The 21,847-nt window shown below is 66.7% G+C and carries 19 protein-coding genes and 1 riboswitch; of the genes, 11 read left to right on the top strand and 8 right to left on the bottom strand.

The genetic code is table 11. From position 1 onward, the window contains the following. Positions 1–25: 25 nt before the first annotated feature. The 6 genes from pstS to phoB all read left to right on the top strand — a co-directional run bounded on the left by pstS (position 26) and on the right by phoB (position 5,673). Positions 26–1,069 carry a phosphate ABC transporter substrate-binding protein PstS gene (pstS, locus tag ABLE91_RS07730; RefSeq protein ID WP_348930084.1) on the top strand — a complete coding sequence of 348 codons (1,044 nt, stop codon included), beginning with the start codon at positions 26–28 and terminating at the stop codon, positions 1,067–1,069. A gap of 379 nt (positions 1,070–1,448) precedes the next feature. Continuing rightward, positions 1,449–2,426: a phosphate ABC transporter permease subunit PstC gene (gene pstC / locus ABLE91_RS07725; protein WP_348930083.1), complete on the top strand. Its 978-nt coding sequence runs from the start codon at positions 1,449–1,451 to the stop codon at positions 2,424–2,426. Positions 2,427–2,445: 19 nt separating this feature from the next. Further along, positions 2,446–3,279 carry a phosphate ABC transporter permease PstA gene (gene pstA / locus ABLE91_RS07720; RefSeq protein WP_348930082.1) on the top strand — a complete coding sequence of 278 codons (834 nt, stop codon included), beginning with the start codon at positions 2,446–2,448 and terminating at the stop codon, positions 3,277–3,279. Positions 3,280–3,370: 91 nt separating this feature from the next. After that, entirely contained in the window at positions 3,371–4,195 is an 825-nt protein-coding gene (pstB, locus tag ABLE91_RS07715) for a phosphate ABC transporter ATP-binding protein PstB (protein WP_348930080.1), read from the top strand. A 19-nt stretch (positions 4,196–4,214) separates the two neighbouring features. Then, positions 4,215–4,940 (top strand): phosphate signaling complex protein PhoU, encoded by a 726-nt coding sequence (gene phoU / locus ABLE91_RS07710; RefSeq protein WP_348930078.1) that lies wholly within the window; start codon positions 4,215–4,217, stop codon positions 4,938–4,940. A 31-nt stretch (positions 4,941–4,971) separates the two neighbouring features. Beyond that, positions 4,972–5,673, top strand: coding sequence for a phosphate regulon transcriptional regulator PhoB (phoB, locus tag ABLE91_RS07705; protein ID WP_348930076.1), 702 nt, complete (start codon positions 4,972–4,974; stop codon positions 5,671–5,673). Between the two features lie 454 nt (positions 5,674–6,127). Here the strand turns inward: phoB and ABLE91_RS07700 are convergent, their stop codons facing one another. Next, positions 6,128–8,077: a methyl-accepting chemotaxis protein gene (locus ABLE91_RS07700; protein WP_348930074.1), complete on the bottom strand. Its 1,950-nt coding sequence runs from the start codon at positions 8,075–8,077 to the stop codon at positions 6,128–6,130. 531 nt (positions 8,078–8,608) lie between these two features. Here ABLE91_RS07700 and ABLE91_RS07695 point away from each other — a divergent pair. Continuing rightward, entirely contained in the window at positions 8,609–9,577 is a 969-nt protein-coding gene (locus ABLE91_RS07695) for a Bug family tripartite tricarboxylate transporter substrate binding protein (protein WP_510181916.1), read from the top strand. 145 nt (positions 9,578–9,722) lie between these two features. Here ABLE91_RS07695 and ABLE91_RS07690 read toward each other — a convergent pair whose 3' ends face one another. Further along, on the bottom strand, positions 9,723–10,235 hold the full coding sequence (locus ABLE91_RS07690; RefSeq protein WP_348930073.1) for a GcrA family cell cycle regulator: 513 nt from the start codon (positions 10,233–10,235) through the stop codon (positions 9,723–9,725). A 452-nt stretch (positions 10,236–10,687) separates the two neighbouring features. Here ABLE91_RS07690 and ABLE91_RS07685 point away from each other — a divergent pair, with 452 nt between their 5' ends. The 3 genes from ABLE91_RS07685 (at position 10,688) to ABLE91_RS07675 (ending at position 14,015) form a co-directional block, all read left to right on the top strand. After that, a complete protein-coding gene (locus ABLE91_RS07685; RefSeq protein WP_348930071.1) occupies positions 10,688–11,893 on the top strand; it encodes an aspartate aminotransferase family protein in 1,206 nt (401 codons plus the stop codon). Beyond that, a complete protein-coding gene (gene argF, locus ABLE91_RS07680; protein ID WP_348930069.1) occupies positions 11,890–12,819 on the top strand; it encodes an ornithine carbamoyltransferase in 930 nt (309 codons plus the stop codon). The genes ABLE91_RS07685 and argF overlap by 4 nt, the downstream gene beginning before the upstream one ends. A gap of 200 nt (positions 12,820–13,019) precedes the next feature. Then, positions 13,020–14,015, top strand: a complete 996-nt coding sequence (locus ABLE91_RS07675; protein WP_348930067.1) for an Hsp33 family molecular chaperone — start codon at positions 13,020–13,022, stop codon at positions 14,013–14,015. Positions 14,016–14,231: 216 nt separating this feature from the next. On the opposite strand, the gene ABLE91_RS07670 is transcribed toward ABLE91_RS07675, so the two are convergent. The 3 genes from ABLE91_RS07670 to ABLE91_RS07660 all read right to left on the bottom strand — a co-directional run bounded on the left by ABLE91_RS07670 (position 14,232) and on the right by ABLE91_RS07660 (position 17,432). Then, complete coding sequence (locus ABLE91_RS07670) at positions 14,232–15,734, bottom strand: TrkH family potassium uptake protein (RefSeq protein WP_348930065.1); 1,503 nt, start codon at positions 15,732–15,734, stop codon at positions 14,232–14,234. A gap of 9 nt (positions 15,735–15,743) precedes the next feature. Then, positions 15,744–16,136, bottom strand: coding sequence for a Co2+/Mg2+ efflux facilitator ApaG/CorD (gene apaG, locus ABLE91_RS07665; RefSeq protein ID WP_348930063.1), 393 nt, complete (start codon positions 16,134–16,136; stop codon positions 15,744–15,746). A gap of 93 nt (positions 16,137–16,229) precedes the next feature. Next, the gene (locus ABLE91_RS07660) at positions 16,230–17,432 is read right to left on the bottom strand and encodes an O-succinylhomoserine sulfhydrylase (RefSeq protein WP_348930061.1); all 1,203 of its coding nucleotides are present in this window, start codon (positions 17,430–17,432) and stop codon (positions 16,230–16,232) included. A gap of 56 nt (positions 17,433–17,488) precedes the next feature. Then, a riboswitch (SAM riboswitch) is annotated at positions 17,489–17,567 on the bottom strand. Positions 17,568–17,662: 95 nt separating this feature from the next. Here ABLE91_RS07660 and ABLE91_RS07655 point away from each other — a divergent pair. Beyond that, complete coding sequence (locus ABLE91_RS07655; protein WP_348930060.1) at positions 17,663–18,766, top strand: 2'-deoxycytidine 5'-triphosphate deaminase; 1,104 nt, start codon at positions 17,663–17,665, stop codon at positions 18,764–18,766. 3 nt (positions 18,767–18,769) lie between these two features. On the opposite strand, the gene ABLE91_RS07650 is transcribed toward ABLE91_RS07655, so the two are convergent. The 3 genes from ABLE91_RS07650 to ABLE91_RS07640 all read right to left on the bottom strand — a co-directional run bounded on the left by ABLE91_RS07650 (position 18,770) and on the right by ABLE91_RS07640 (position 21,839). Further along, complete coding sequence (locus tag ABLE91_RS07650) at positions 18,770–21,037, bottom strand: FUSC family protein (RefSeq protein ID WP_348930058.1); 2,268 nt, start codon at positions 21,035–21,037, stop codon at positions 18,770–18,772. Between the two features lie 91 nt (positions 21,038–21,128). Beyond that, positions 21,129–21,425 (bottom strand): hypothetical protein, encoded by a 297-nt coding sequence (locus tag ABLE91_RS07645; RefSeq protein WP_348930056.1) that lies wholly within the window; start codon positions 21,423–21,425, stop codon positions 21,129–21,131. A gap of 108 nt (positions 21,426–21,533) precedes the next feature. Beyond that, positions 21,534–21,839 (bottom strand): hypothetical protein, encoded by a 306-nt coding sequence (locus ABLE91_RS07640; RefSeq protein ID WP_348930055.1) that lies wholly within the window; start codon positions 21,837–21,839, stop codon positions 21,534–21,536. Between the last annotated feature and the right edge of the window lie 8 nt (positions 21,840–21,847).

The raw sequence follows: 21,847 nt of genomic DNA, 5'->3' as shown, positions 1-21,847 counted from the left end.
ACCTGATTGGCAAGGAGAGACCCCCGTGAAGCACATCACAGTTCTTGGCGCAGCGCTTGCGCTCGCCGGATCCCTGGTCGCTGGCAGCGCGTTCGCCGTGGACATCAATGGCGCCGGCGCCTCCTTCCCCGCGCCCGTTTACCAGTCCTGGGGTGCGAAATATAAGGAAAAGTCCGGGAACGCCCTGAACTACCAGTCCATCGGTTCCGGCGGCGGTCAGAACCAGATCATCAACCGCACGGTTGATTTCGGCGCTTCCGACGCGCCCATGGACAGCGCCAAGCTGACCTCCAACAACCTGCTCCAGTTCCCGACCGTGATCGGCTCGGTGGTCGCCACCGTCAACCTGGACGGCGTCGAGACCAACCAGCTCAAGCTGACCGGCCCGGTGCTCGCCGACATCTATCTCGGCAAGATCACCAAGTGGAACGATAAGGCGATCGCCGACCTCAACCCGGGCGTGAAGCTGCCGGCCACTGCCGTGGTCCCGGTCTACCGTTCGGATGCCTCCGGCACGACCTACATCTTCACCTCCTACCTCTCGGAAGTGAGCCCCGAGTGGAAGTCCAAGGTCGGCGCCGCCACCTCGGTGCAGTGGCCGACCGGCGCTGGCGCCAAGGGCAATGAAGGCGTCACCGGCAACGTGAAGAACACCAAGGGCGGCGTTGGCTACGTGGAGTTCATCTACGCGGCCTCCAACAAGCTGGTCGTCACCCAGCTCCAGAACAAGGCCGGCAAGTTCGTCTCCCCCGAAGTGAAGAACTTTGTGGAAGCCGCCGCCGCCGCCGACTGGGCCGGCTCCAAGGACTTCGCTGCGTCCATGATCAACACCGCCGGCGAAGGCGCGTGGCCGATCGTGAGCCCCACCTACATCCTGCTGCCGAAGAACCCCACCAACGTGGAATCTTCGCGCGAAGTGATGAAGTTCTTCGACTGGGCCTACGGCAAGGAAGGCTCCGAGATCGCTGAGAAGATGCACTACATCCCGCTCCCCGACTCCGTCATCGAAAAGGTGAAGGCGGCGTGGAAGGCGGAAGTGAAGTCTCCGGACGGCAAGCCGGTGTTCTGAGCCTAGAGGTTTCGGTGTCCTCCTCCTGCGGGGGAGTGGAGGGCACCGGAAAAGCAGCGCCCGGGGCGGAGGGGTAACCTATCCGGCCCGGGTGCAGTTTGAAGGGAAGAGCAGCAGGTTGCGTGTCGCTGGGGGTGGTGCGGCGGCCTGTCTTGCGGGGCATGTTTCGGAATTTCAGCCGGCCTCAGCGTTCCGTACCGGCATTTCAAGGGCTGGCTCCGCATAGCGCGGACGGGGACGCGGAAGACCGTATTCGTTTGGCAAGGTGGTCCGAGGACCAGGCCGGAAGCATCATGGGCAGGCGGTTCGGGGCGAGGCCCCGTGAGCTTGCCTTCGGCTACGCGGATGGCGTGGCGCGCGATTGGGGAAGAGCGGGACGATGGACGCGACGATCACTACCGCAAAGGCAGGGGCGCTTCAGCCCATTGACCAGGCGAAGCCCACCGGGGCGGTTGCCGATCCCATCTTCGTCGGTGCCCTCTGGGCGAGCGGCATCTTCGTCCTGATCCTGCTCGGCCTGATCATCGCGCAATTGTTCGAGGGCGGCCTGCCTGCGCTGCGCCACTTCGGCATCGACTTCCTGTGGACCGCGACCTGGAACCCGGTCACCGAGAATTACGGCGCGCTGGTGATGATCTACGGCACGGTGCTCAGCGCCGTGATCGCGGTCATCTTCGCGCTGCCTTTGTCCTTCGGCATCGCCTTCTTCCTCACGGAGATCGCGCCAGAGGCGCTGCGGCGCCCCATCGGCGTGGCGGTGCAGCTTCTGGCGGCGGTGCCCTCCATCATCTACGGCATGTGGGGCTTCTTCGTCGTCGTCCCGCTCATCGCCGCCTATGTGCAGCCCCCGCTGATCGACTGGCTGGGGCCGATCCCGGTTCTCGGCGTGTTGTTCTCGGGACCGCCGCTCGGCTCGGGCATGCTCACCGCCGGCCTGATCCTCGCTGTGATGATCATCCCCTTCATCACCGCCATGTTCGTTGAGACGCTTGAATCCGTGCCGCCCATGCTGAAGGAAAGCGCCTACGGCGTCGGCGCCACCACCTACGAGGTCTACAAGAACGTCTCCATCCCCTACGGCAAGACGGCCATGGTGGGCGCGGTGATGCTCGGCCTCGGCCGCGCGCTGGGCGAGACCATGGCGGTCACCTTCGTGATCGGCAATGCCACGCGCCTGTCCGCCTCGCTGTTCGCGCCGGGCGCTACCATCGCCTCCACCATCGCGAACGAATTCCCCGAGGCGGCCATCGGCTCCCTGAAGCTCACCTCGCTGCTTCAGCTCGGCTTCATCCTGTTCGTGATCTCGTTCATCGTCCTCGCACTTTCCCGGGCGCTGGTGCGCTCGCGGCTCGATTGATCGGGAAGGATAAAAGAACATGGCTTCCCTCGCCGCACGCCGCGCCAAGGACACCACCATCAAGGTGATCTCCACGGGCTTCGCCGTCTTCGCCATCTTCCTTTTGGCGTGGATCCTCTGGACGCTGGTGGCCCGGGGCCTTCCCGCCCTGTCGCTCACCGTCTTCACCAACGTGACCATGCCGCCGGGCATGAATGGCGGCCTTCTCAACGCCATCGTCGGCTCGCTGATCCAGATCGCGCTCGCGCTGATCATTGGTGGCCCGATCGGCATGTTCTGCGGCACCTTCCTGGCCGAGAACGGCAAGGGCACGAAAATCGGCTCCGCCGCGCGCTTCGTGAACGATATCCTGCTCTCCGCGCCCTCCATCCTGGTGGGCTTGTTCATCTACCAGTTCCTGGTGATCCCGTTCGGCGGGTTCTCCGGCTGGGCGGGCTCCCTGGCCCTCGCCATCCTGGTGATCCCGGTGATCGTGCGCACCACCGAGGACATGCTGAACCTCGTTCCGGTGGGCCTGCGCGAAGCCGCCTTCGCGCTCGGCGCGCCGAAATGGAAGGTGGTGATGATGATCACCTGGCGCGCGGCGCGCGCCGGCATCGTCACCGGCATTCTCCTGGCGGTGGCCCGCGCGGCGGGCGAGACCGCGCCGCTGCTGTTCACCTCGCTCGGCAACAATTCCTGGTCCGTGGACTTGTCCAAGCCCATGGCGAGCCTGCCCATTGCCATCTATCAGTATGCCGGAAGCCCGTTCGACGACTGGGTTGCTCTTGCCTGGGCCGGCGCGCTGCTGATCACGGTCGGCGTGTTGCTCCTGAATATCGTGTCCCGGCTGGTTCTGGCTCGGACGAAGTGAGCGGGGCGGCCCGACGGGCCGCACCGGACCCAACAAGATCACGACGGGGCCGCCCGACGGCCCCGCAGACCAGAGATCGAAGAGGCCGAACATGACTTCTGCAGTGGATCCGACCTTCAACATCGCGTCGTCTGTCGCCGCCAAGCCCGACGCCGTGCAGGCACCCACCAAGATCAAGGTGGACAACCTCAATTTCTATTACGGGCAGAACCATGCCCTGAAGAACATCAATTTCGAGATCCCCGAGAAGCGCGTCACCGCGATGATCGGCCCCTCGGGTTGCGGCAAGTCCACGCTGCTGCGCATCTTCAACCGCATGTACGACCTCTATCCCGGCCAGCGGGCCGAGGGGCAGGTGCTGTTCGACGGCGTCAACATCGTCGGCAAGGAGCTGGACCCCACCATCGTGCGCACCCGCATCGGCATGGTGTTCCAGAAGCCCACCCCGTTCCCCATGTCCATCTATGACAACATCGCCTTCGGCGTGCGCCTGCACGAGAACCTGAACAAGGCGAAAATGGACGAGCGTGTGGAAAGCTGCCTGCGCAAGGCGGCGATCTGGGAAGAGACCAAGGATCGCCTCCACACCTCCGCACTCGGCATGTCGGGCGGCCAGCAGCAGCGCCTGTGCATCGCCCGCACCATTGCGGTGCAGCCGGAAGTGATCCTTTTGGACGAGCCCACCTCCGCGCTCGACCCCATCTCCACCTCGAAGATCGAGGACCTGATCGACGAGCTGAAGCAGGACTTCACCATCGTCATCGTGACCCACAATATGCAGCAGGCGGCGCGTTGCGCCGACATCACCGCCTTCTTCTATCTGGGCGAACTGGTCGAGGTGGCGCCTTCGGACGTAATCTTTACCAATCCCAAGCAGATCAAGACCCGCGACTACATCACCGGCCGCTTCGGCTGATCGCAAAGGATCCGCGGACATGTCCGAGCATACCGTTACGGCGTTCGACGCCGAGCTGAAGGAAATCGGCCGCAAGGTGGTCGAGATGGGCGGCCAGGCCGAGCGCCTCGTCATTGATGCGGTGAACGCCCTCATGCGCCGCGACGCGGCCCTCGCCCAGCGGGTGATCCTGCTGGACACCAGCGTGGACAACATCCAGCGCGAGATCGAGGAAAAGGCGATTGTCGTCATCGCCAAGCGCCAGCCGGTGGCCTCCGACCTGCGCGAGCTGGTGGCGGCCATCCGCATCGCCAGCGATCTGGAGCGCATCGGCGATCTTGCCAAGAATGTGGGCAAGCGCGTGCTCGCCATCGAAGGCGAATACCACCCGCAGAAGCTGGTGCGCGGCGTGGAGCACATGTCCGACCTGGTGCTCGAGCAGCTGAAGGAAGTTCTCGACGCCTATGCCGGCAAGGACCAGGTCCGGGCCATCGAGGTGTGGCGCCGCGACAGCGGCATCGACACCATGTACACGTCGCTGTTCCGCGAGCTCCTCACCTATATGATGGAAGATCCACGGAACATCTCGGTGTGCACGCACCTCCTGTTCTGCGCCAAGAACATCGAGCGCATCGGCGATCACGCCACCAATATCGCCGAGACCGTCCACTACATGGTCTCCGGCCAGGTGCTGTCCGACGAGCGGCCGAAGGCGGACATCTCCAGCGAGACGTCCGTGCCGTTCACGGGACACGTGCAAGGGTAGTGGCTAAGACATTGGGCAGGGGTGATGGGCAGTGCCGGCACGTATCCTGATCATCGAGGATGAGGAGGCCTTGAGCCTCCTTCTCCGTTACAATCTGGAATCCGAGGGCTATGCGGTCGATGCGGTGATCCGCGGCGACGAGGCCGAGACACGGCTGCGCGAAAGCGTGCCCGACCTCGTCATCCTCGACTGGATGCTGCCGGGCCTGTCGGGCATCGAGCTGTGCCGCCGGTTGCGCACGCGCCCCGAGACCGAGCGCCTCCCCGTCATCATGCTCACCGCCCGCGGCGATGAGACCGAGCGGGTGCGCGGCCTTGCCACCGGCGCCGACGATTATGTGGTGAAGCCCTTCTCGGTGCCCGAGCTGCTGGCCCGGGTGCGCGCGCTGCTCCGGCGCGCCAAGCCCGAGCATGTGGCCACCCTGCTGCGGGCGGGCGACATCGAGCTCGACCGGGAGACCCACCGGGTGCACCGGGCCGGCCGCGAGGTGCATCTCGGCCCGACCGAGTTCCGGCTTCTCGAATTCCTCATGCAGAGCCCGGGCCGTGTCTTCTCTCGCGAGCAATTGCTGGACGGGGTCTGGGGGCAGGACGTCTATATCGACGAGCGCACCGTGGACGTGCATGTGGGCCGCCTGCGCAAGGCCATCAATCGCGGCCGGCAGATGGATCCCATCCGCACCGTGCGTGGGGCGGGCTATTCCTTCAACGAAATGTTCGCCCGCGCGCATTGAGCGCGGGCTCCGGCCGTTCCCGGCGCCGGCGCCGGCGTGAGCGCGCCCACCGGCCCGAGAGAGACGTGCCCGAGATCTCTGCGGTGACACCACACCAAGATCCGGGCGGCCGTGGCGCGAACCTGCCGGCTGTCCCTTCGGCTGAAGACTTGGAGCGCGGTCACGTCTGACGGCCGCGGAATGCTGTCATCAGAAGCGTGATTGTTCTTGGCTGGAGGCAAGGTCACTACCTGTGGGATCGCAATGCTATTCCGACAAGTGGATTTGACCCCATGCCGGCGGGCCTTTGAGGGCGTTCGCCTGCTACTGCGATGAGGCTGGATAAAGCCCAGCCCGGTCCGCAGTGCGGACCGGGCCGAGGATACTCATACTCACCCATGGCACCGGCCGGCACCTTGATGCTGCCCGTTCCGGAACCGCCAGGGCCACCCGGAGGTGGCCTGAGGCCGTGCGATCAGGCGGCGCGGATGCGCAGGACGAAGCTGTCCGTGGCCTGGCGCAGATCGGCGGAGGTGCGGGACAGTTCGGAGGACGCCTCCAGCACCTGGGTTGCCGCAGACCCCGTCTCCACCGCCGTCAGCGCCACCTGCTCGATATTGCTGTTGGCGTTGCGCGCCCCGTCGGAGGCGCGCGAGATGGAATGGGCGATCTCCTGTGTCGCCGCTGCCTGCTGGGTCACTGCGGACGCGATGGTGGTGGAGATGTGGCTGATCGCGCCGATGGTCTTGGCAATGTCGGCAATGGACTTGGCCGCATTGTCGGTGGCGTGCTGGACGGTGGAGATCTGCGCCTCGATCTCGGCCGTCGCCTTCGTCGTCTGGTCGGCGAGGCTCTTCACCTCGCTCGCCACCACGGCGAAGCCCCGGCCCGCCTCGCCCGCCCGCGCCGCCTCGATGGTGGCGTTGAGGGCGAGCAGGTTCGTCTGTCCGGCAATGTTGGTGATGAGGCTCAGAATGTCCCCGATGCGCCGCGCGGCATCGAGCAGCGCCGAGATCTTGCTCGCCGCGTCATTGGCTTCCTGAACCGCCGTGCCGGTGATGCGCGTGGATTCCGTCACCCGGGCGCCGATCTCCTCCACGGAGGCGGACAGCTCCTCCGCGGCGGCCGCCACCGTCTCCACCATGGTGGAGGCGATCTGAGCGGCCTGGGAGGCCTGGTCGGAGCGGCTCGAGGTGGATTCGGCCATGCCCGCCATGGCGCGGGCGGAGGCCTGGAGCTCCTCCGAGGTGGTGGAGACGGCGCCGGCGATGCGGCCGACCGCGCGGTCGAGCTCCTCGGCCACCTCCTGGAAGGCCTTGCGCCGGTCGGCTTCCGCCTGCTCGCGCAACTCCACCTGGTCGTGCTGAAGGCGGACCATCTCCATGGAATTGTTCCGCAGGATCTCGACGGCCCTGCCGATCTCACCGATCTCGTCGCGCCGCTCCGTGCCCGGGATGGTGACGTCGAAGACGCCGGCGGCAATTTTCTCGATCCCCTCCGACATCTGGCGGATGGGCTCGATGACGCGGCGGGTGATGAGGGTGCCGAAGCCGACCACCAGGACAAGGATGAGAAGGCAGGCGGCCGACGCGCCGATGAAGGCGATCCTGGCGTTGGAGATTTTCGTGTCCGCAAGCTGTTCGGCGCCGGCCAGCGCGGCGTCGCGCGGGGCCAGGGCTGCCACCAGCGCCGGGCGGACCGTGTTGCGCCATGCCTCGATGGAGACCTGGGTGTCCCTGCCGGCGACGGCTTCCTGGAAGGTATCCAGGATGAGCTTGCCGAGGACCTGCATGAACTCTTTGTCCGCCTTCTCCACGGCTGCCGTGATGCCGGGCACGTCGTCGAGGTCGTGGGCGGCATGCTGCACCAGGGACCAGAGCGTCGTTATCTGCCCGGTATAGGAATAGAATTGCTGGATCTGGGCCGGCGTCAGGGTGGTCCTGTTTCCGAGATAGCTGGTGAGCATGGTGGAGCGGCGGCCACCAATGTCGCGCAGCATGAGGGAGTAGCGGGCCATGCCCGCGAGGCTGCCGATTTCCCCGTCCTTGTCGTTGATGCGCAGTTCGAGGTCGTCGGACAGCCGGCTGATATTGCCGAGATTGGCCGTCACGTCGGACACGTAGCGGGCTTGAGCCTGCGGGTCGCGCCCGTTCGCCGGCTTGGCGACTTCGCTTTCAACCAGCGCGCGGGCGGTGCGCGCGGAAGCGAGGATCTTGGTGAGCGGGGTTTCGATCGCCGCCTTGTCGGCGGGCGCCAGGGCGGCCAGCGCGGCCTGGGTGCTCGCCACGGATTCGTCCGTCCGCCCCATATTGGCCTTGGCTTCAGAGGAAATCTGCGTCGTGCTCGAAAGCAGCGCTTGATTGAGGTCGCCTCGTTCGACGGAGATTCGCTCGCTCAGGCGGGCGAGACTGGCGAACACCTGCATCAGCGTCTTGGCTTTCGATGCATCGGCCCAGATCTGCCATTGATTGACAGCAAAAATAACGCTGCCTGCGACGGCCACGGCCCCGATAATCGACAGGCAAAGTAAAAACAGCCCCCGGACTCGCATTTTGATCCCCATTATCCCCCTGGATCGAACGAAGCTGAGCGAGTGGGCTTGCGCGAAGCTGTCCTATTTTGTGTACAAAAGAGCTGAATCCCGCGCAGATCCATAAAGTGGATGCAACTATAGTTTGCATTGCGTGATTTTTTGCGTGTAGGGGCGGATGTAGGTCGTCATCCCAGGCGGAATACAGGCCTGTACAGAGGCCGGCCCAGGCATGCGACGGGGAGGGCCGGAGCCTTTCTAAGCCCGCAGCCGTCGCGCCCGCCTGCAAGGAGCCTTGAGCTGCCGGGTGCGGGAGGCTTGCTTCAGGTCCATCCCGGCGGGTCCGGGGTCGCGTCCCCCAACGAAAGCCGCGGTTTCCCGGTTCTGCCGCTCCGTTCTATACATTGCAGCTGGAGGAGACGAACCATGAAACGCATTGCCTCAATTGCTCTCGCGCTGGCGCTCATGACGGGCTTTGCCCAGGCGCAGGAAGATTATCCCAACCGACCCATCAGGCTGGTGGTCCCGTTCGCGGCCGGCGGCTCCACGGACATCGTCGCCCGGATCATCGCCGCGAAGATGGGCGAGATCCTGAAGCAGCAGGTCATCGTGGAGAACCGCGCGGGCGCCGGCGGAAACACGGGCGCGGCGGTGGTCGCCCGGGCGGCGCCCGATGGCTATACGGTGCTGATGGGCACGGTCGCGACCCACGCCATCAACCCGGTCCTCTACACCAAGATGCCGTACGACCCCGTGAAGGATTTCGCGCCGGTCTCGCTGCTGGTGAACGTGCCCAACGTGGTGGTGGTGCACCCCTCGCTGAACGTGAAGAGCGTGGCGGAGCTCATCGCCCTGCTCAAGGCCAATCCCGGAAAGTACGAATATGCCTCCTCGGGCATCGGCACGCCGCTGCACCTGTCCGGCGCGCTGTTCGAGAGTATGGCCGACGTGAAGATGGTCCACGTGCCCTATAAGGGCGCAGGCCCGGCCATGGTGGATCTGGTGGGCGGCCAGGTGAAGATCATGTTCGATAATCTCCCGTCCGCCATCGGCCATATCCGGAAGGGCACCATCATCGGCCTCGCCATCACGACGAAGGATCGCTCGCCCGCGGCGCCGGACATGCCGACCGTCTCGGAATCCGGCCTGCCGGGTTATGAGACCTATTCGTGGAATGCCATCTTCGCGCCGGCTGGAACGCCGACCGCCATCATCGACAAGCTGGCCAAGGCCGGCATCGAGGCGGTTTCGTCGCCGGATGTGAAGGCGCGCCTCGCGGACCTGAGCGCGGTCAGCGTCGGCTCCAGCCCCGCTCAGCTCGCCGACCATGTGAAGGCCGAATTGGCGAAGTGGGGCCCGGTGGTCAAGGCCTCCGGCGCATCCCTGGACGAGTGAGGGCACGCCGCCCCTGGATGACGTCATCCCCGGACTTGATCCGGGGATCTCTCAGGCGGAGATCGATGGCCGGGTGAAGCCCGGCCATGACGTGAATGCGAGCATGAAAAGAAATGGCCGCCCGGAGGCGGCCTTTTTGCTTTCGTCAGCGGATGCCGACGAGGCGCCGGTCGCGCCGGCGGTCCTGGCTCGGCTGGTAGGCCATGCGCGCATGGTGGCTGCAATAGGGCACGCCGGGCGTGCTGCGCCCACCGCAGAAATAGAAGCTCTCCGTGCCGGGCTCGCCCACGGGCCAGCGGCAGGTTGCCTCGGTGAGGTTCATGATGGTGCAGCGCTGGGACATCGGCACCACATTGTCCACCATGGGCGCCGGGGCCGGGGCGGTCTCCACCATGGCGTCCAGAACGGGCGCGAGGGCGGTGTTGCCGATGGTGGCCGGGCGCTGGGGGGTGCCGCGCGGGGGCGGGGCCTCGACGCGGGCCTTGCGGGGCCGGGCCGGACCGGCGCTCTTGATCCGCCCGGAAAGACCGAGGCGGTGCACCTTGCCAATCACGGCGTTGCGCGTGATCCCGCCCAGCTCGCCCGCGATCTGGCTTGCAGACAGGCCCTCGCCCCACAGCCGCTTCAAGAGTTCGACGCGCTCATCGTTCCAGCTCATCGCTCTCCTCCTTGACGCACGGCCCGCATGCCGCTGCGGGCGCCGCGTCCTTTAATGAGAAACCGGATTCCCGGGGTCGGCCGGCTCAGCCTTTCCCGATCCGGTTCCAAGCCGCATCTGACGGACTCCCGCCTTGCTCCCGGAAACGCGCCTAGACGCGCGGGACGATGGGTGCCCGATACCTAATTGGAAACACGCCGCACGACATATCGTGGTCGACGAGGGTGAAGCTACAATATGCGCTGACTCCCGCACAGAGTCAGAATGGCGCAGGCGGTCGTTTTCCCCAGGTCCTTATGGTTTCGTTAACCATAGGTGCCGTATTGACCTCGCGCGCGCGATCATTAGAATCACCGGCGTCGGGCCGCCCCGCATGGGGGCGGCCTTTGGCGTTTCTACAACCGCACGGTGCCGAGCCGGCAAACCGCGCAAGCCCCATTGGGAGGGCTCCTGTGATCACCCCCGTCCTGCCGACCTACGCGCGTATCGACCTCGAATTCGAACGGGGAGAGGGCTGCTGGCTCGTCACGAAGGACGGGCGACGTTATCTCGATTTCACGGCCGGCATCGCGGTGAACATCCTCGGCCATGCCCACCCGTATCTGGTGGCGGCGCTCACCGAGCAGGCCGGCAAGCTCTGGCACATCTCGAATCTCTTCCGCATCCCCGGCGGCGAGCGCCTTGCCACGCGCCTGACGGAAGCGACGTTCGCCGACACCGTCTTCTTCACCAATTCGGGTGCGGAGGCGCTGGAGTGCGCCATCAAGATGGCGCGGCGCTACCACCATGCGAACGGCGCCGAGCGCCCGCGCATGATCACGTTCGAGGGCGCCTTCCACGGGCGGACGCTCGCGACCATCGCCGCCGGCGGGAACGCGAAATATCTCGAAGGCTTCGGCCCGGACCTGCCGGGCTTCGACCAGGTGCCGTTCGGCGATGTCAAAGCGGTGGAGGCCGCGCTGACACCGCAGACCGGCTCGATCCTGGTGGAGCCCATCCAGGGCGAGGGCGGCGTGCGCGTGCCGCCGGCCGAGTTCCTGCGCAGCCTGCGCGCCTTGTGCGATGCGCACGGCATGCTGCTGGTGCTGGACGAAGTGCAGAGCGGCGTCGGCCGCACCGGCCGCCTGTTCGCCCACGAAGCCACCGGCATCACGCCGGACATCATGTCGGTCGCCAAGGGCATTGGCGGCGGCTTTCCCATGGGCGCGTGCCTTGCCACCGAAGAGGCGGCCAAGGGCATGGTGCTCGGCACCCACGGCTCCACCTATGGCGGCAACCCGCTCGCCATGGCCGTGGGCAATGCGGTGCTCGACAAGGTGCTGGAAGAGGGCTTCCTGGAGCGCGTGCGCGAGGCGAGCCTCCGCTTCAAGCAGAGCCTCGCGGCGGTGATGGACAAGCATCCGGCGGTGCTGGCGGAGGTGCGCGGCGAAGGCCTGCTGCTGGGCCTGCGGGCGCAGGTGCCGGCGGCCGAGCTGGTCAACGCCTTGCGCGCCGAGGGCATGCTGGTGCCCGGCGCCGGCGACAATGTGGTGCGCCTCCTGCCGCCGCTGACCGTCAGCGACGAGGAGATCGGCATTGCCTGCGACAAGATCGACGCGGCTTGCCGTCGCCTTGAGGAGGCGTTCCACCTTTCGCCCGTGAAGGGAGCCGCGGAATGAGCGGCAACGGCGTGCGTCATTTCCTCGATCTGTCCGAGATTCCCGCCGCGGAACTCAGGCGCGTCATCGATCTCTCCAAGGACCTCAAGGCCCGCCGTCAGGCGGGGGAGGCCGGCCGCCCGCTCGCGGGCAAGTCGCTGGCCATGGTGTTCGACAAGCCGTCCACCCGCACCCGCGTCTCGTTCGACCTCGCCATGCGCCAGCTCGGCGGGGACACGATCATGCTCACGGGCGCGGAGATGCAGCTCGGGCGCGGCGAGACCATCGCCGACACGGCGCGGGTCCTCTCGCGCTTCGTGGATGCCATCATGATCCGCATCCTCGACCATGATCAGCTCATGGAACTGGCGCAGAACGCCACCGTGCCTGTCATCAACGGCCTCACGCGGGATTCCCATCCCTGCCAGGTGATGGCGGACGTGCTCACCTTCGAGGAGCACAAGGGCGCCATCAAGGGCCGCACGGTGGCCTGGACCGGGGATGCGAACAACGTGCTCGCCTCCTGGGTGCACGCCGCCCAGCGCTTCGAGTTCGCCCTGAAGGTGGCGAGCCCGAAGGAGCTGTCGCCGCGCGAGGCGCTGAAGGATTTCGTCAAGCGCACCAAGGCGAACGTGGAGTTCATGCGCGATCCGGAAGCGGCGGTGAAGGGTGCGGACTGCATCGTCACCGACACCTGGGTGTCCATGGGCGACAAGGAGACGGAGAAGCGCCACAACCTCCTGAAGCCCTATCAGGTGAACCGCGCCCTCATGTCCCGCGCCGCGCCCGGCGCCATCTTCATGCACTGCCTGCCGGCTCATCGCGGCGAGGAAGTGACGGACGAGGTGATGGACGGGCCGCAATCGGTGGTGTTCGACGAGGCCGAGAACCGCCTCCACGCCCAGAAGGGCATCCTCGCCTGGTGCTTCAACCAGGCGGGCGCGTAAGGCTCAGTCCGCGGCAAAATCCCCCTCCCCCTTGCGGGGGAAGGGGAGCCAAAGCGGGAAGGGTCTCCCGGCGAGGGCCGGGAATGCCTATATTCGGGACCAGAAACGCACTCTAATTTCCCCGCAGAGGCGAATTGCTGGTCGGACGAGCCTTCGGGCTCCCCCGCGACGCGTCCCTGTGAGCGGTCCCGAGGTCCATGATGGCAACCGACAAATCCAGCGAACAGCGGCTCGAAGGCGCGGACGATGCGGTGCTCCCCTTCCAGGTGGACGCCCTCGACATCCGTGGGCGCACCGTGCGCCTGGGCGCCTCCCTCGATGCGGTGTTGGCGCATCATGATTATCCCGGCGCCGTGAAGCGCCTGCTGGGCGAGGCGGTGGCGCTCACGGCCCTGCTCGGCACCTCGCTCAAGTTCGACGGCCGCTTCATCCTCCAGACCCAGACCGACGGGCCGGTAGACATGGTGGTGGTGGATTTCGTGAGCCCGGACAAGGTCCGCGCCTATGCCCGCTTCGATAAGGACGCGCTCGCCGAGGCGGAGCGCACCAACCATGCGACCCCCGCGGCCCTTCTCGGGCGCGGCCATCTCGCCATGACCATCGACCAGGGCCATTCCGCCCACCGCTATCAGGGCGTCGTGTCCCTGGACGGGGAGGGCCTGGAGGCAGCGGCGCACCAGTATTTCCAGCAGTCCGAGCAGATCCCCACCCGGGTGCGCCTCGCCGTGGGCGAGGAGATGCGGCCGGGCGGCGGCCCGTCCTCCTGGCGCGCCGGTGGGCTTCTGGCCCAGTTCCTCCCGGCGGAATCCACCCGCGCCGCGCAGGCGGACCTCCATCCCGGCGATGCGCCGGAGGGGACCGAGATCCATGTGGCCGGGGAGGACGATGCCTGGGTGGAGGCGCAGTCCTTGGTGGGCACGCTGGAGGACGTGGAGCTGATCGACCGCGACCTTGCCAGCGAGCGGCTGCTTTACCGCCTGTTCCACGAGCGGGGCGTGCGGGTGTTCGAGGCGCAGCCCGTGACCGCGCACTGCACCTGCTCGCGCGAGCGGGTGGCGGGGGTTCTGGCGAGCTTCGACAAGGGCGAGCGCCAGGAGATGATCCAGGATGACGGCCGCGTCAGCGTGACGTGCGAATTCTGCGGCCGCTCCTACGGCTTCGCCGCCGAGGAAGTGCTCGGCGACACCGACGCCTAACGCGGCTGGTGCGGGGACATTAGCCCCCCTCTCCCCGTAGGGAGGTGTTGCAATGTTAGGCGATGCCAGCGCCGTGCCCCCTCTCCCCGCGGGCGAGAGGGTTGGGGTGAGGGGGAACCCTCTCAAGTCCTGAAGCGCCGGAACCCCCTCACCCGCCGCTTCCGGCGTCCACCTCTCCCCCTCGGGGAGAGGTGGAACACCCGCATTTTCGCCCCGCTATCGCAGCCAGAAGCGTGGAAGCAGAAGCACCAGGACGGTGAGAATTTCCAGCCGGCCCAGGAGCATGGCGAGCGTGCACATCCACACCGCCCCTTCCGGCAGCGCGGAATAATTGGTGGCCGGCCCCACCACAGGGCCGAGCCCGGGGCCCACATTGGAGAGGCTGGCGATGGAGGCGGAGAAGGCGGTCCGCAGGTCGAGCCCCATGCAGCTCAGGCTGACGCCGATCACCACGAAGGTCGCGAAGAACAGGAAGGTGAAGCCCAGCACCGAGGCCACCACATCGTCTGCGACAGGCGCGCCGCCATAGCGGATGGGGAACACGCCGTTGCGGTAGAAGATGCGCTTCAGATGCTGGCGCACCGCCTCGCCGGCAATGGCGAGCCGCAGTGCCTTCATGCCGCCGGCGGTGGAGCCGGTGCAGCCGCCGAGGAACATCAGCACGAAGAACAGCGCGTCCGAGAGCGGTCCCCAGTTCGTATAGTCCACTGCCATGAAGCCGGTGGTGGAGATGAGCGAGGCCACCGTGAACAGCGCGCCGCGGAACGCCTGCTCGCCGTGGGCAACCCCCTGGAACGTCTGCTGCGCGAACGAGGCGAGGGTGAAGGCGGCAACGATCAGAAGGAACAGCCGCACCTCGGAATTGGTGACGAGCCGGGTGACATCGCCGGTGAGGGCGCGGGCGAACAGCGGGAAGGGCATGCTCGCCAGCAGCATGAAGACGATGGCCACATAATCCACCGCAGGGTTCGCGAACACCCCGATGGAGCTGTCGGAATTGGCGAACCCGCCGCTGGACAAGGTGGACATGGCGATGGTGACGGCATCGAAGAAGGTCATGCCCGCAAAAAGATAGCCGGCTGTGCACAGCGCGGTGAGCAGCGCGTAGGAGAGCAGCAGCCCCTTGGCGATGGTGCCCACCCGCGGCAGGAATTTTTCCGATTTGTCCGAGGATTCCGAGCGGAAGAGCTGCATGCCGCCAATGGACAGCACCGGCAGCACGGCGATGGCGATCACCACGATGCCCATGCCGCCGAACCAGTGCAGCAGCGCGCGCCACAAAAGGATGCCGGGCGACATGTCGTCCAGGCCCGACATCACGCTGGATCCGGTTGTGGTGAGGCCGGACACGCTCTCGAACATGGCGTGGGACAAGGACAAATGCGGCGGCCCCCACATGAAGGGCAGCGCGGCGAACGCGGACAGCACCGTCCACAGGCAGAAGGTGAGCAGGAAGGTCTGGCGCAGGTCCAGCCGCTTCGTCTGCGCGCTGCGGCCGGACATCCACAGCAGCACGCCCACGAAGATGGTGACCGCGGCGGTGCCGAGGAACACGTCTGCCCCGCTCACGCGGTGATGACTGGACACGTCCGCCAGCGCCGGCAGCAGCATGGCTGCGCCGAGGATGGACAGGACGATGCCCAGGGTCGCCGCGATCGGCCTCAGATCGAGGTCCGTCGCAGGGCGGCTGCGGGCGGTGGGGGCATTCGCGCTGTGCATCGTGTGCGTTCAGTTGAGGATGCGGCGCATGTCGGGCGTATCGAGAGAGAAGGCCGGAATCTCCACCGCGAAGGTCTCGCCCGCCTCGGAGAGCATGTCATAGCTCCCGTTCATGATGCCGGTGGCGGTGCCGAGCGGCACGCCGCTGGTATATTCGAAGCGGCCGCCGGGCGGCAGCACGGGCTCCTCGCCCACGACCCCCGCGCCATGCACCTCTTCCACATGCCCGCGCGCGTCGGTGATCATCCAGTGGCGGGTCTTGAGCTGGACGGTCGCCTGGCCGAGATTCACCACCTCGATGGTATAGGCCCAGAAATAGCGATTGTGCTCCGGGTCGGAGCGCTCCGCCACGTATCGCGGCGTCGCCGTGACCTGGATCTGGCGGGTTGTCGCCCGGTACATGCCCGTCCATCCTCCCGCTCGCAGCGCCTTCGGGCGCCGCGCGACAGTGAAGCCGCGTTGCGCGTCATGCGCAACGGGGCATGACGGGTTTCTTCAGACCTTCGCCAGCGCCTGCTCGATGTCCGCCAGCAGGTCGGAGGGGTGCTCCAGGCCCACGGATAGGCGCACGAGCCCGTCGGAGATGCCCATCTCGGCCCGCGCCTCGGGCGTGAAGCGCTGGTGGGTGGTGGTGGCGGGATGGGTGAGCAGGCTCTTGGAATCCCCGAGATTGTTGGAGATGCGGATGAGCCGCAGCGCATTGGCGAAGCGGAACGCGCCGGCCTTTCCGTCCTCCACCACGAAGGTGACGAGGGTGCCGCCGCCCTTCATCTGGCGCCGGGCCAGTTCCACCTGCGGGTGATCGTCGCGGAAGGGATAGATCACTTTCTCGATCCTGCCGAAGCCGGCGACCGCATCGGCGATGGCGACCGCGCTCGCCTGCTGCCGCTCCACGCGCAACCCCAGCGTTTCCAGTCCCTTCAGCATCACCCAGGCGTTGAACGGAGAGATGGAGGGGCCGGTCTGGCGCAGGAAGGTCTGGAGATGGTCGGTGATGAATTTCTCCGACGCCAGCACCACGCCGCCGAGGCAGCGGCCCTGGCCGTCTATGTGCTTGGTGGCCGAATAGATCACGATGTCCGCGCCGAGCTCGAGCGGCTTCTGCAGGAGCGGGGTCGCGAACACATTGTCCACCACCAGCTTCGCGCCCGCCTGATGGGCGATCTCCGCCACGGCAGCGATGTCCACGAGATCGAGGGTGGGGTTGGTGGGGCTTTCCAGGAAGAACAGCTTGGTGTTGGGCTTCACCGCCGCGCGCCACGCCTCGATGTCCGTTCCGTCCACAAGGGTGGTCTCCACCTGGAAGCGGGGCAGGAAATCTTCCAGGATCCAGCGGCAGGAGCCGAACAGAGCGCGCCCGGCCACCACGTGATCGCCGGTCTTAAGCTGGCAAAGCAGCGCCGCATGCACTGCGGCCATGCCGGAGGCGGTGGCACGGGCGGCTTCCGCACCTTCGAGCAGCGCCATGCGGCTCTCGAACATGGCGGTGGTGGGGTTGCCGTAGCGCGAATAGACGAAGCCGGGATCCTCGCCCTTGAAGCGCGCCTCGCAGGCCTCGGCGCTGTCATAGACGAAGCCCTGGGTGAGGTAGAGCGCCTCGGAGGTCTCGCCATAGGGCGAGCGCGTGGTGCCACCCTGAACCAGCAGGGTCTCGGGATGAAGGAGGGCGGGGTCGGCGGGGATGAACGAGTTGGCCAAGGTCTTCGCGCCTCCATATGAGGCCGAGGATACGGTGGCCGGGCGCTGCGCGCTCCGTTCGTCGTTCCCCGGCCTTTTAGCGAGTTGTTTAACGTGGCTGCAAGCCGGCCGGCTCAAATGACCACGATGGTTATCTTATAAAGCGTGGCCGGGCCTTGGCGTCAAGGGATGCGTCCGTTAAACCGAACGCACTGGTGCCGACATCTGGCCGAGTGGGGAGCTCGTCGCGCGTGGTGGATCAATCGAGACCCGGCATCCTGCCCGCCCAGGCCATCGCCGCTTTGCACGAGGCGGGCGGCATCGTCACGCGCCAGCCCTTCGATGACGATCAGGTCCAGCCGGCGAGCCTTGATCTGCGCCTGGGCCGCACCGCCTGGCGCATCCGCGCCAGCTTCCTGCCGGGCGGCAATCTGGCCGTGAAGGAGCGGCTCGACCAGCTCGCCCTCCACAAGCTTGATCTGCGCGAAGGCGCGGTGCTGGAGACCGGCTGCGTCTATCTGGTGGAGCTGTTCGAGCGCCTGAACCTCCCGGCGGACATCGCCGCCTCCGCCAATCCGAAAAGCTCCACCGGCCGGCTCGACGTGTTCACCCGCGTCATCGCCGACCGCGCGCGGGCGTTCGACGCCATTCCGGCTGGCTATGAGGGGCCGCTTTATCTGGAAATCTCCCCGCGCACCTTCCCGATCCTGGTGCGCGCCGGCTCGCGCCTCTCGCAGGTGCGTTTCCGGCGCGGCGTCTCGCGCCTGTCGGACCTGGAGCTGCTGAACCTCCAGAAGGACGAGTGCCTGGTGGATTCGGACGCGCCCGACGTGTCCGGCGGGGGCATTGCGGTGGGCGTGGACCTTGCCGCCTCCACCTGGAACGGCCTTCTCGGCTTCCGCGCCAAGCGCCATACCGGCGTCATCGACGTGGACCGCCGCGCGGCCTTGGATGTGGAGGATTTCTGGGAGCCGATCCGCGCCCGGGGGCAGGGGAGCCTCGTGCTCGACCCCGACGCCTTCTACATCCTCGCTTCCCGCGAGGCGGTGCACGTGCCGCCGGACTTCGCGGCGGAGATGGTGCCGTTCGACCCGCTGGTGGGCGAGTTCCGTGTGCATTATGCGGGCTTCTTCGATCCCGGCTTCGGCGATGCGGCGGTGGGCGGCCTGGGCGCGCGGGCGGTGCTGGAGGTGCGCTCCCGCGAGGTGCCCTTCATCCTGGAGCACGGGCAGATCGTCGGCCGCCTCATTTATGAGCGCATGTCCATGCGGCCCAACGTGCTCTATGGCGAACTGGGCTCCAATTACCAGGGGCAGGGGCTGAAGCTGTCCAAGCATTTCCGGCCGCTGGTGTAACCGTCACGCCGCCTCGGCCTGTGTCCCGATGGGCGCGCTCGGCTGGGGCCGCGCCGGCCGGGCGGCGCTGGGGGCGAGGATGGCGCCGAGGTCCGAGAGCGGCCGCAGCACCGCTTCCGAGAAGCTCAGATAATCCGCCACGAACGGCAGCAGCCGGCGGGTTTCCGGGTCCGAGCCGAAATCCAGCGCGATGGCGAGCGCCGCCTCCAGTTCCGGCGCCTGCGCGGGATTGGACTCTGGCGGCGCTTCCCCCAGGGCGGAATCGAAGGCGCGCAATGTCCGTGCGCGTGCTGCTTCCAAGGCGGTGGTGATTTCCGCACGCGGCGACATGGTGCCGAGGCGGTGGGCCACATCCTGAAGCAAAGCCAGATAGGTGGTGAGCACTTCGAGCGTCGAGACCAACGAGATCACATCGCCCGCCGTGCGGTGGCCGAGCACGGTCTCGGCGTCGATCTGCGGCAGCCGGTCGCCGATGGCGCGCAGTTCCATGGCCATGTCCGATGTCACCCGCCGGGACTGGGGCGCATCCCCCCGCGGCCAGGATTCCGCGAAAGCCTCCCGGCAGCGCCGGATCAAATTGACCACCTGGGTGCGGATCTGGTCGGCCACATAGACCGGCAGCACCAGCCAGGAGACGGCGAGCGCCACCAGAGCGCCGATGATGGTCTCGTAGATGCGCGCGATCATGCCATCCGTTCCGAGACCGGAGACGAGGTGCAGCGCCACCAGCACCGAAAGCCCCACGGCGGCGGAAGCCACATCGTAGCGGTCGCGATTGGTGAGGAGCCCAATCATCTGGCAGACAAGGCAGATGCCGGCGAGCACCCAGACATGGTCTTCCAGAAGCAGGATGCAGCCAAAGCCGATGATGACGCCGACAATGGTGCCGGTGCTGCGGTAGCGGGCCCGCAAATAGGTCTCGCCCACGCTGTTTCCCAGCACGAACATCACCGTCATCGTGGCCCAGTATGCGTGGTCGAGGCCGAGGAAGAAGTCGAGGAAGGTGGTGATGCCGGTGGCGATCAGCCCCTGGATGGCGACCTTCGTGAAGGGCGAAAGCCCCGGCTCGGCGGGCAGCGTCAGCGTTGCAGTGGTGGGGCCGGTCTGGCGGCGTGCGGACGGGCCTTCGGTCTGAAGGGTGGAGAGTTCGGAGACCACCAGCGAAAGGCGCTCGAAGGCGGTGACCGCCCGCAGCAATGCCAATTGCTCCGTCGGCTCCAGGTCTGGCGCCATGGCCACTTTCCGCAGGCGGGCGATGGCGTTCCCCATGCGTGCCCGCTCGGGAAAGGGCTCGCTCAGCCCCCCCTGGAGCTGGCGGGCCACGAGGTCGGCGGCGGCGGCCAGCGGCATGCGCCAGGAGGCGTCGGGCGCATGGGTATGGGGAATGCAGTCGCCGAGGAGCTGGGTTGCGATGCGCAGGCGATAGGCGAGCGAGCGCACGGCCTCGATATAGGGCCGGGCGTCGGGTGTCTCCGCCGACGCATTCACCAAGGCGGCCCGCACCCGCACGCGCACGGTGTCGTGAAGGGCGTTGGTGGTGGGCGGGATCTCTCCATTCTCACGCACGGCGAAGGCGAGCGTCGCGAGATAGGCGCCGATGGCAGCGCCCGCGTCTTCCACGGTCTTGTGATAGGCGGCCATGGCGGAGGGGCGCGGAAAGCTCAGGCGCACCAGGGACGCGACCAGCGCGCCCTGGCACGACGCGGCCAGCAAATAGGCGAGCTCGATGCGCATGGGATGGAGCGTTGCCGCCACGGTCATGATGATGACCATGGCGAAGCCGAGCCGCTGCCCCTCCATGCCGAAGCGGCGAATATAGAGCGCCGCGCAGGTGAGCGGCACCAGCAGCAGCTTCAGGAGGATGGCGTTGGTGGGGGATTCGCCGGGGCCGATGATGAAGACCAGCAGCAGAAGCCCGAACGTGACAGCGAAGATCTTGGCGAAGCTGCGCGCCTCCGTCCGCCGGTTGGCGGCGGGCGTGAAGGTGATCAGCACCAGCGCGGTCATGGCGCCGGCCATGGGAAACAGAACGTCGAGGTTCAGGGCGAACCACCGGGAGGTGGCATAGCCCAGGCAGATCACCAGGGTATACGAGATGGCCAGATGCAGTGCCCGGGTGCCGTCCACGTAGCCCGGATCGTGATCCTGAAGCCAAGCGCGTACGGCGCCCACGAGGGGGCGCGTGCGTCTGGGCTGTCCCCCGTCCATAAGTACCGACACCCCGGCCTCCCCCACCGAAGCCCGGCGGGTGCCGGACGGATAGATGGACATAGCGAAGCAATGCCATCTAACCCTTAACTCCATCTCTTTTCAAAGAGATGGAGGCCGAAGCGGGTGCGCGGGGGGCTGGGTTGGCTAAATATCAGCCCTTGATCTCAACGATGCGCCGGACGCCCGAGGTCTCTGCGGGCGAGACGGGCTCATCGGGATAGACGGGCACGTATTTGCTCGCCGTGGTGCCGACGGTGTCAAAGTCCTCTCCGCCGCTCTCCCTCGCGGAGGTTTCGCGCATGACAAGGTAAGGCCTCGGCGTACCGTGCCCGATGCTCGCCGTGGACGCGGCCGGGTTTGCCGGAGCGTTCTGCGCGACCGCGGCGGCGGGGAGGCCCGCGCCGGCGAGGAAGGCAAGGGCGATGAGCCCGGAGCGTTTCGTGATCATGTCCATGTCTCCTTGCCGGCAGCGGCCGCACGGGACGGTGGCGCCGTTCTGGGCGCGATCACCGGCAGCCTGCTGCGATCAGGAGAGCCCTCGGGCTCTCCGCTCCATTCAGCGCGTCATGTACTGAGGGCCGGGGGTCACCACATAAGTGGAGGGCTCGGGATAGACCGGCACGTAAACCCGCGGCGCGGGCTGGATGATGGTCGAGTTGCGCCCGCCAACGCCGGCCGAATACTGATCCTGATAGATCACATAGCCGCCATGGCGGCTGAGATAATCCATCTGCTGGGTCTGGATGGCGCTGTCATTGACCTTGGTGGTGGAATCGTCCGCCATCGCGGCGCCGGGCATGCCGGCGCTGGCGACGAGGGCGAGGGCGACGAGGCCGGAACCGGTGGCAATCAGTGTTTTCATGTCTAAAT

This window comes from Aquabacter albus, assembly GCF_040049275.1.
Classification (GTDB): Bacteria; Pseudomonadota; Alphaproteobacteria; order Rhizobiales; family Xanthobacteraceae; genus Aquabacter.
The sequence above is the reverse complement of the archived record's forward strand: the minus strand, read 5'-3'. Positions and strand labels throughout refer to the sequence as shown.

Excerpts from the sequence above, each read along its gene's own strand:
- pstC (WP_348930083.1), top strand. The coding sequence starts at position 1,449 with ATGGACGCGACGATCACTACCGCAAAGGCAGGGGCGCTTCAGCCCATT.
- pstA (WP_348930082.1), top strand. The coding sequence starts at position 2,446 with ATGGCTTCCCTCGCCGCACGCCGCGCCAAGGACACCACCATCAAGGTG.
- pstB (WP_348930080.1), top strand. The coding sequence starts at position 3,371 with ATGACTTCTGCAGTGGATCCGACCTTCAACATCGCGTCGTCTGTCGCC.
- phoU (WP_348930078.1), top strand. The coding sequence starts at position 4,215 with ATGTCCGAGCATACCGTTACGGCGTTCGACGCCGAGCTGAAGGAAATC.
- ABLE91_RS07700 (WP_348930074.1), bottom strand. The coding sequence starts at position 8,077 with ATGCAGGTGTTCGCCAGTCTCGCCCGCCTGAGCGAGCGAATCTCCGTC.
- ABLE91_RS07695 (WP_510181916.1), top strand. The coding sequence starts at position 8,609 with ATGAAACGCATTGCCTCAATTGCTCTCGCGCTGGCGCTCATGACGGGC.
- ABLE91_RS07690 (WP_348930073.1), bottom strand. The coding sequence starts at position 10,235 with ATGAGCTGGAACGATGAGCGCGTCGAACTCTTGAAGCGGCTGTGGGGC.
- argF (WP_348930069.1), top strand. The coding sequence starts at position 11,890 with ATGAGCGGCAACGGCGTGCGTCATTTCCTCGATCTGTCCGAGATTCCC.
- ABLE91_RS07675 (WP_348930067.1), top strand. The coding sequence starts at position 13,020 with ATGGCAACCGACAAATCCAGCGAACAGCGGCTCGAAGGCGCGGACGAT.
- ABLE91_RS07670 (WP_348930065.1), bottom strand. The coding sequence starts at position 15,734 with ATGCACAGCGCGAATGCCCCCACCGCCCGCAGCCGCCCTGCGACGGAC.
- apaG (WP_348930063.1), bottom strand. The coding sequence starts at position 16,136 with ATGTACCGGGCGACAACCCGCCAGATCCAGGTCACGGCGACGCCGCGA.
- ABLE91_RS07650 (WP_348930058.1), bottom strand. The coding sequence starts at position 21,037 with ATGTCCATCTATCCGTCCGGCACCCGCCGGGCTTCGGTGGGGGAGGCC.
- ABLE91_RS07645 (WP_348930056.1), bottom strand. The coding sequence starts at position 21,425 with ATGATCACGAAACGCTCCGGGCTCATCGCCCTTGCCTTCCTCGCCGGC.
- ABLE91_RS07640 (WP_348930055.1), bottom strand. The coding sequence starts at position 21,839 with ATGAAAACACTGATTGCCACCGGTTCCGGCCTCGTCGCCCTCGCCCTC.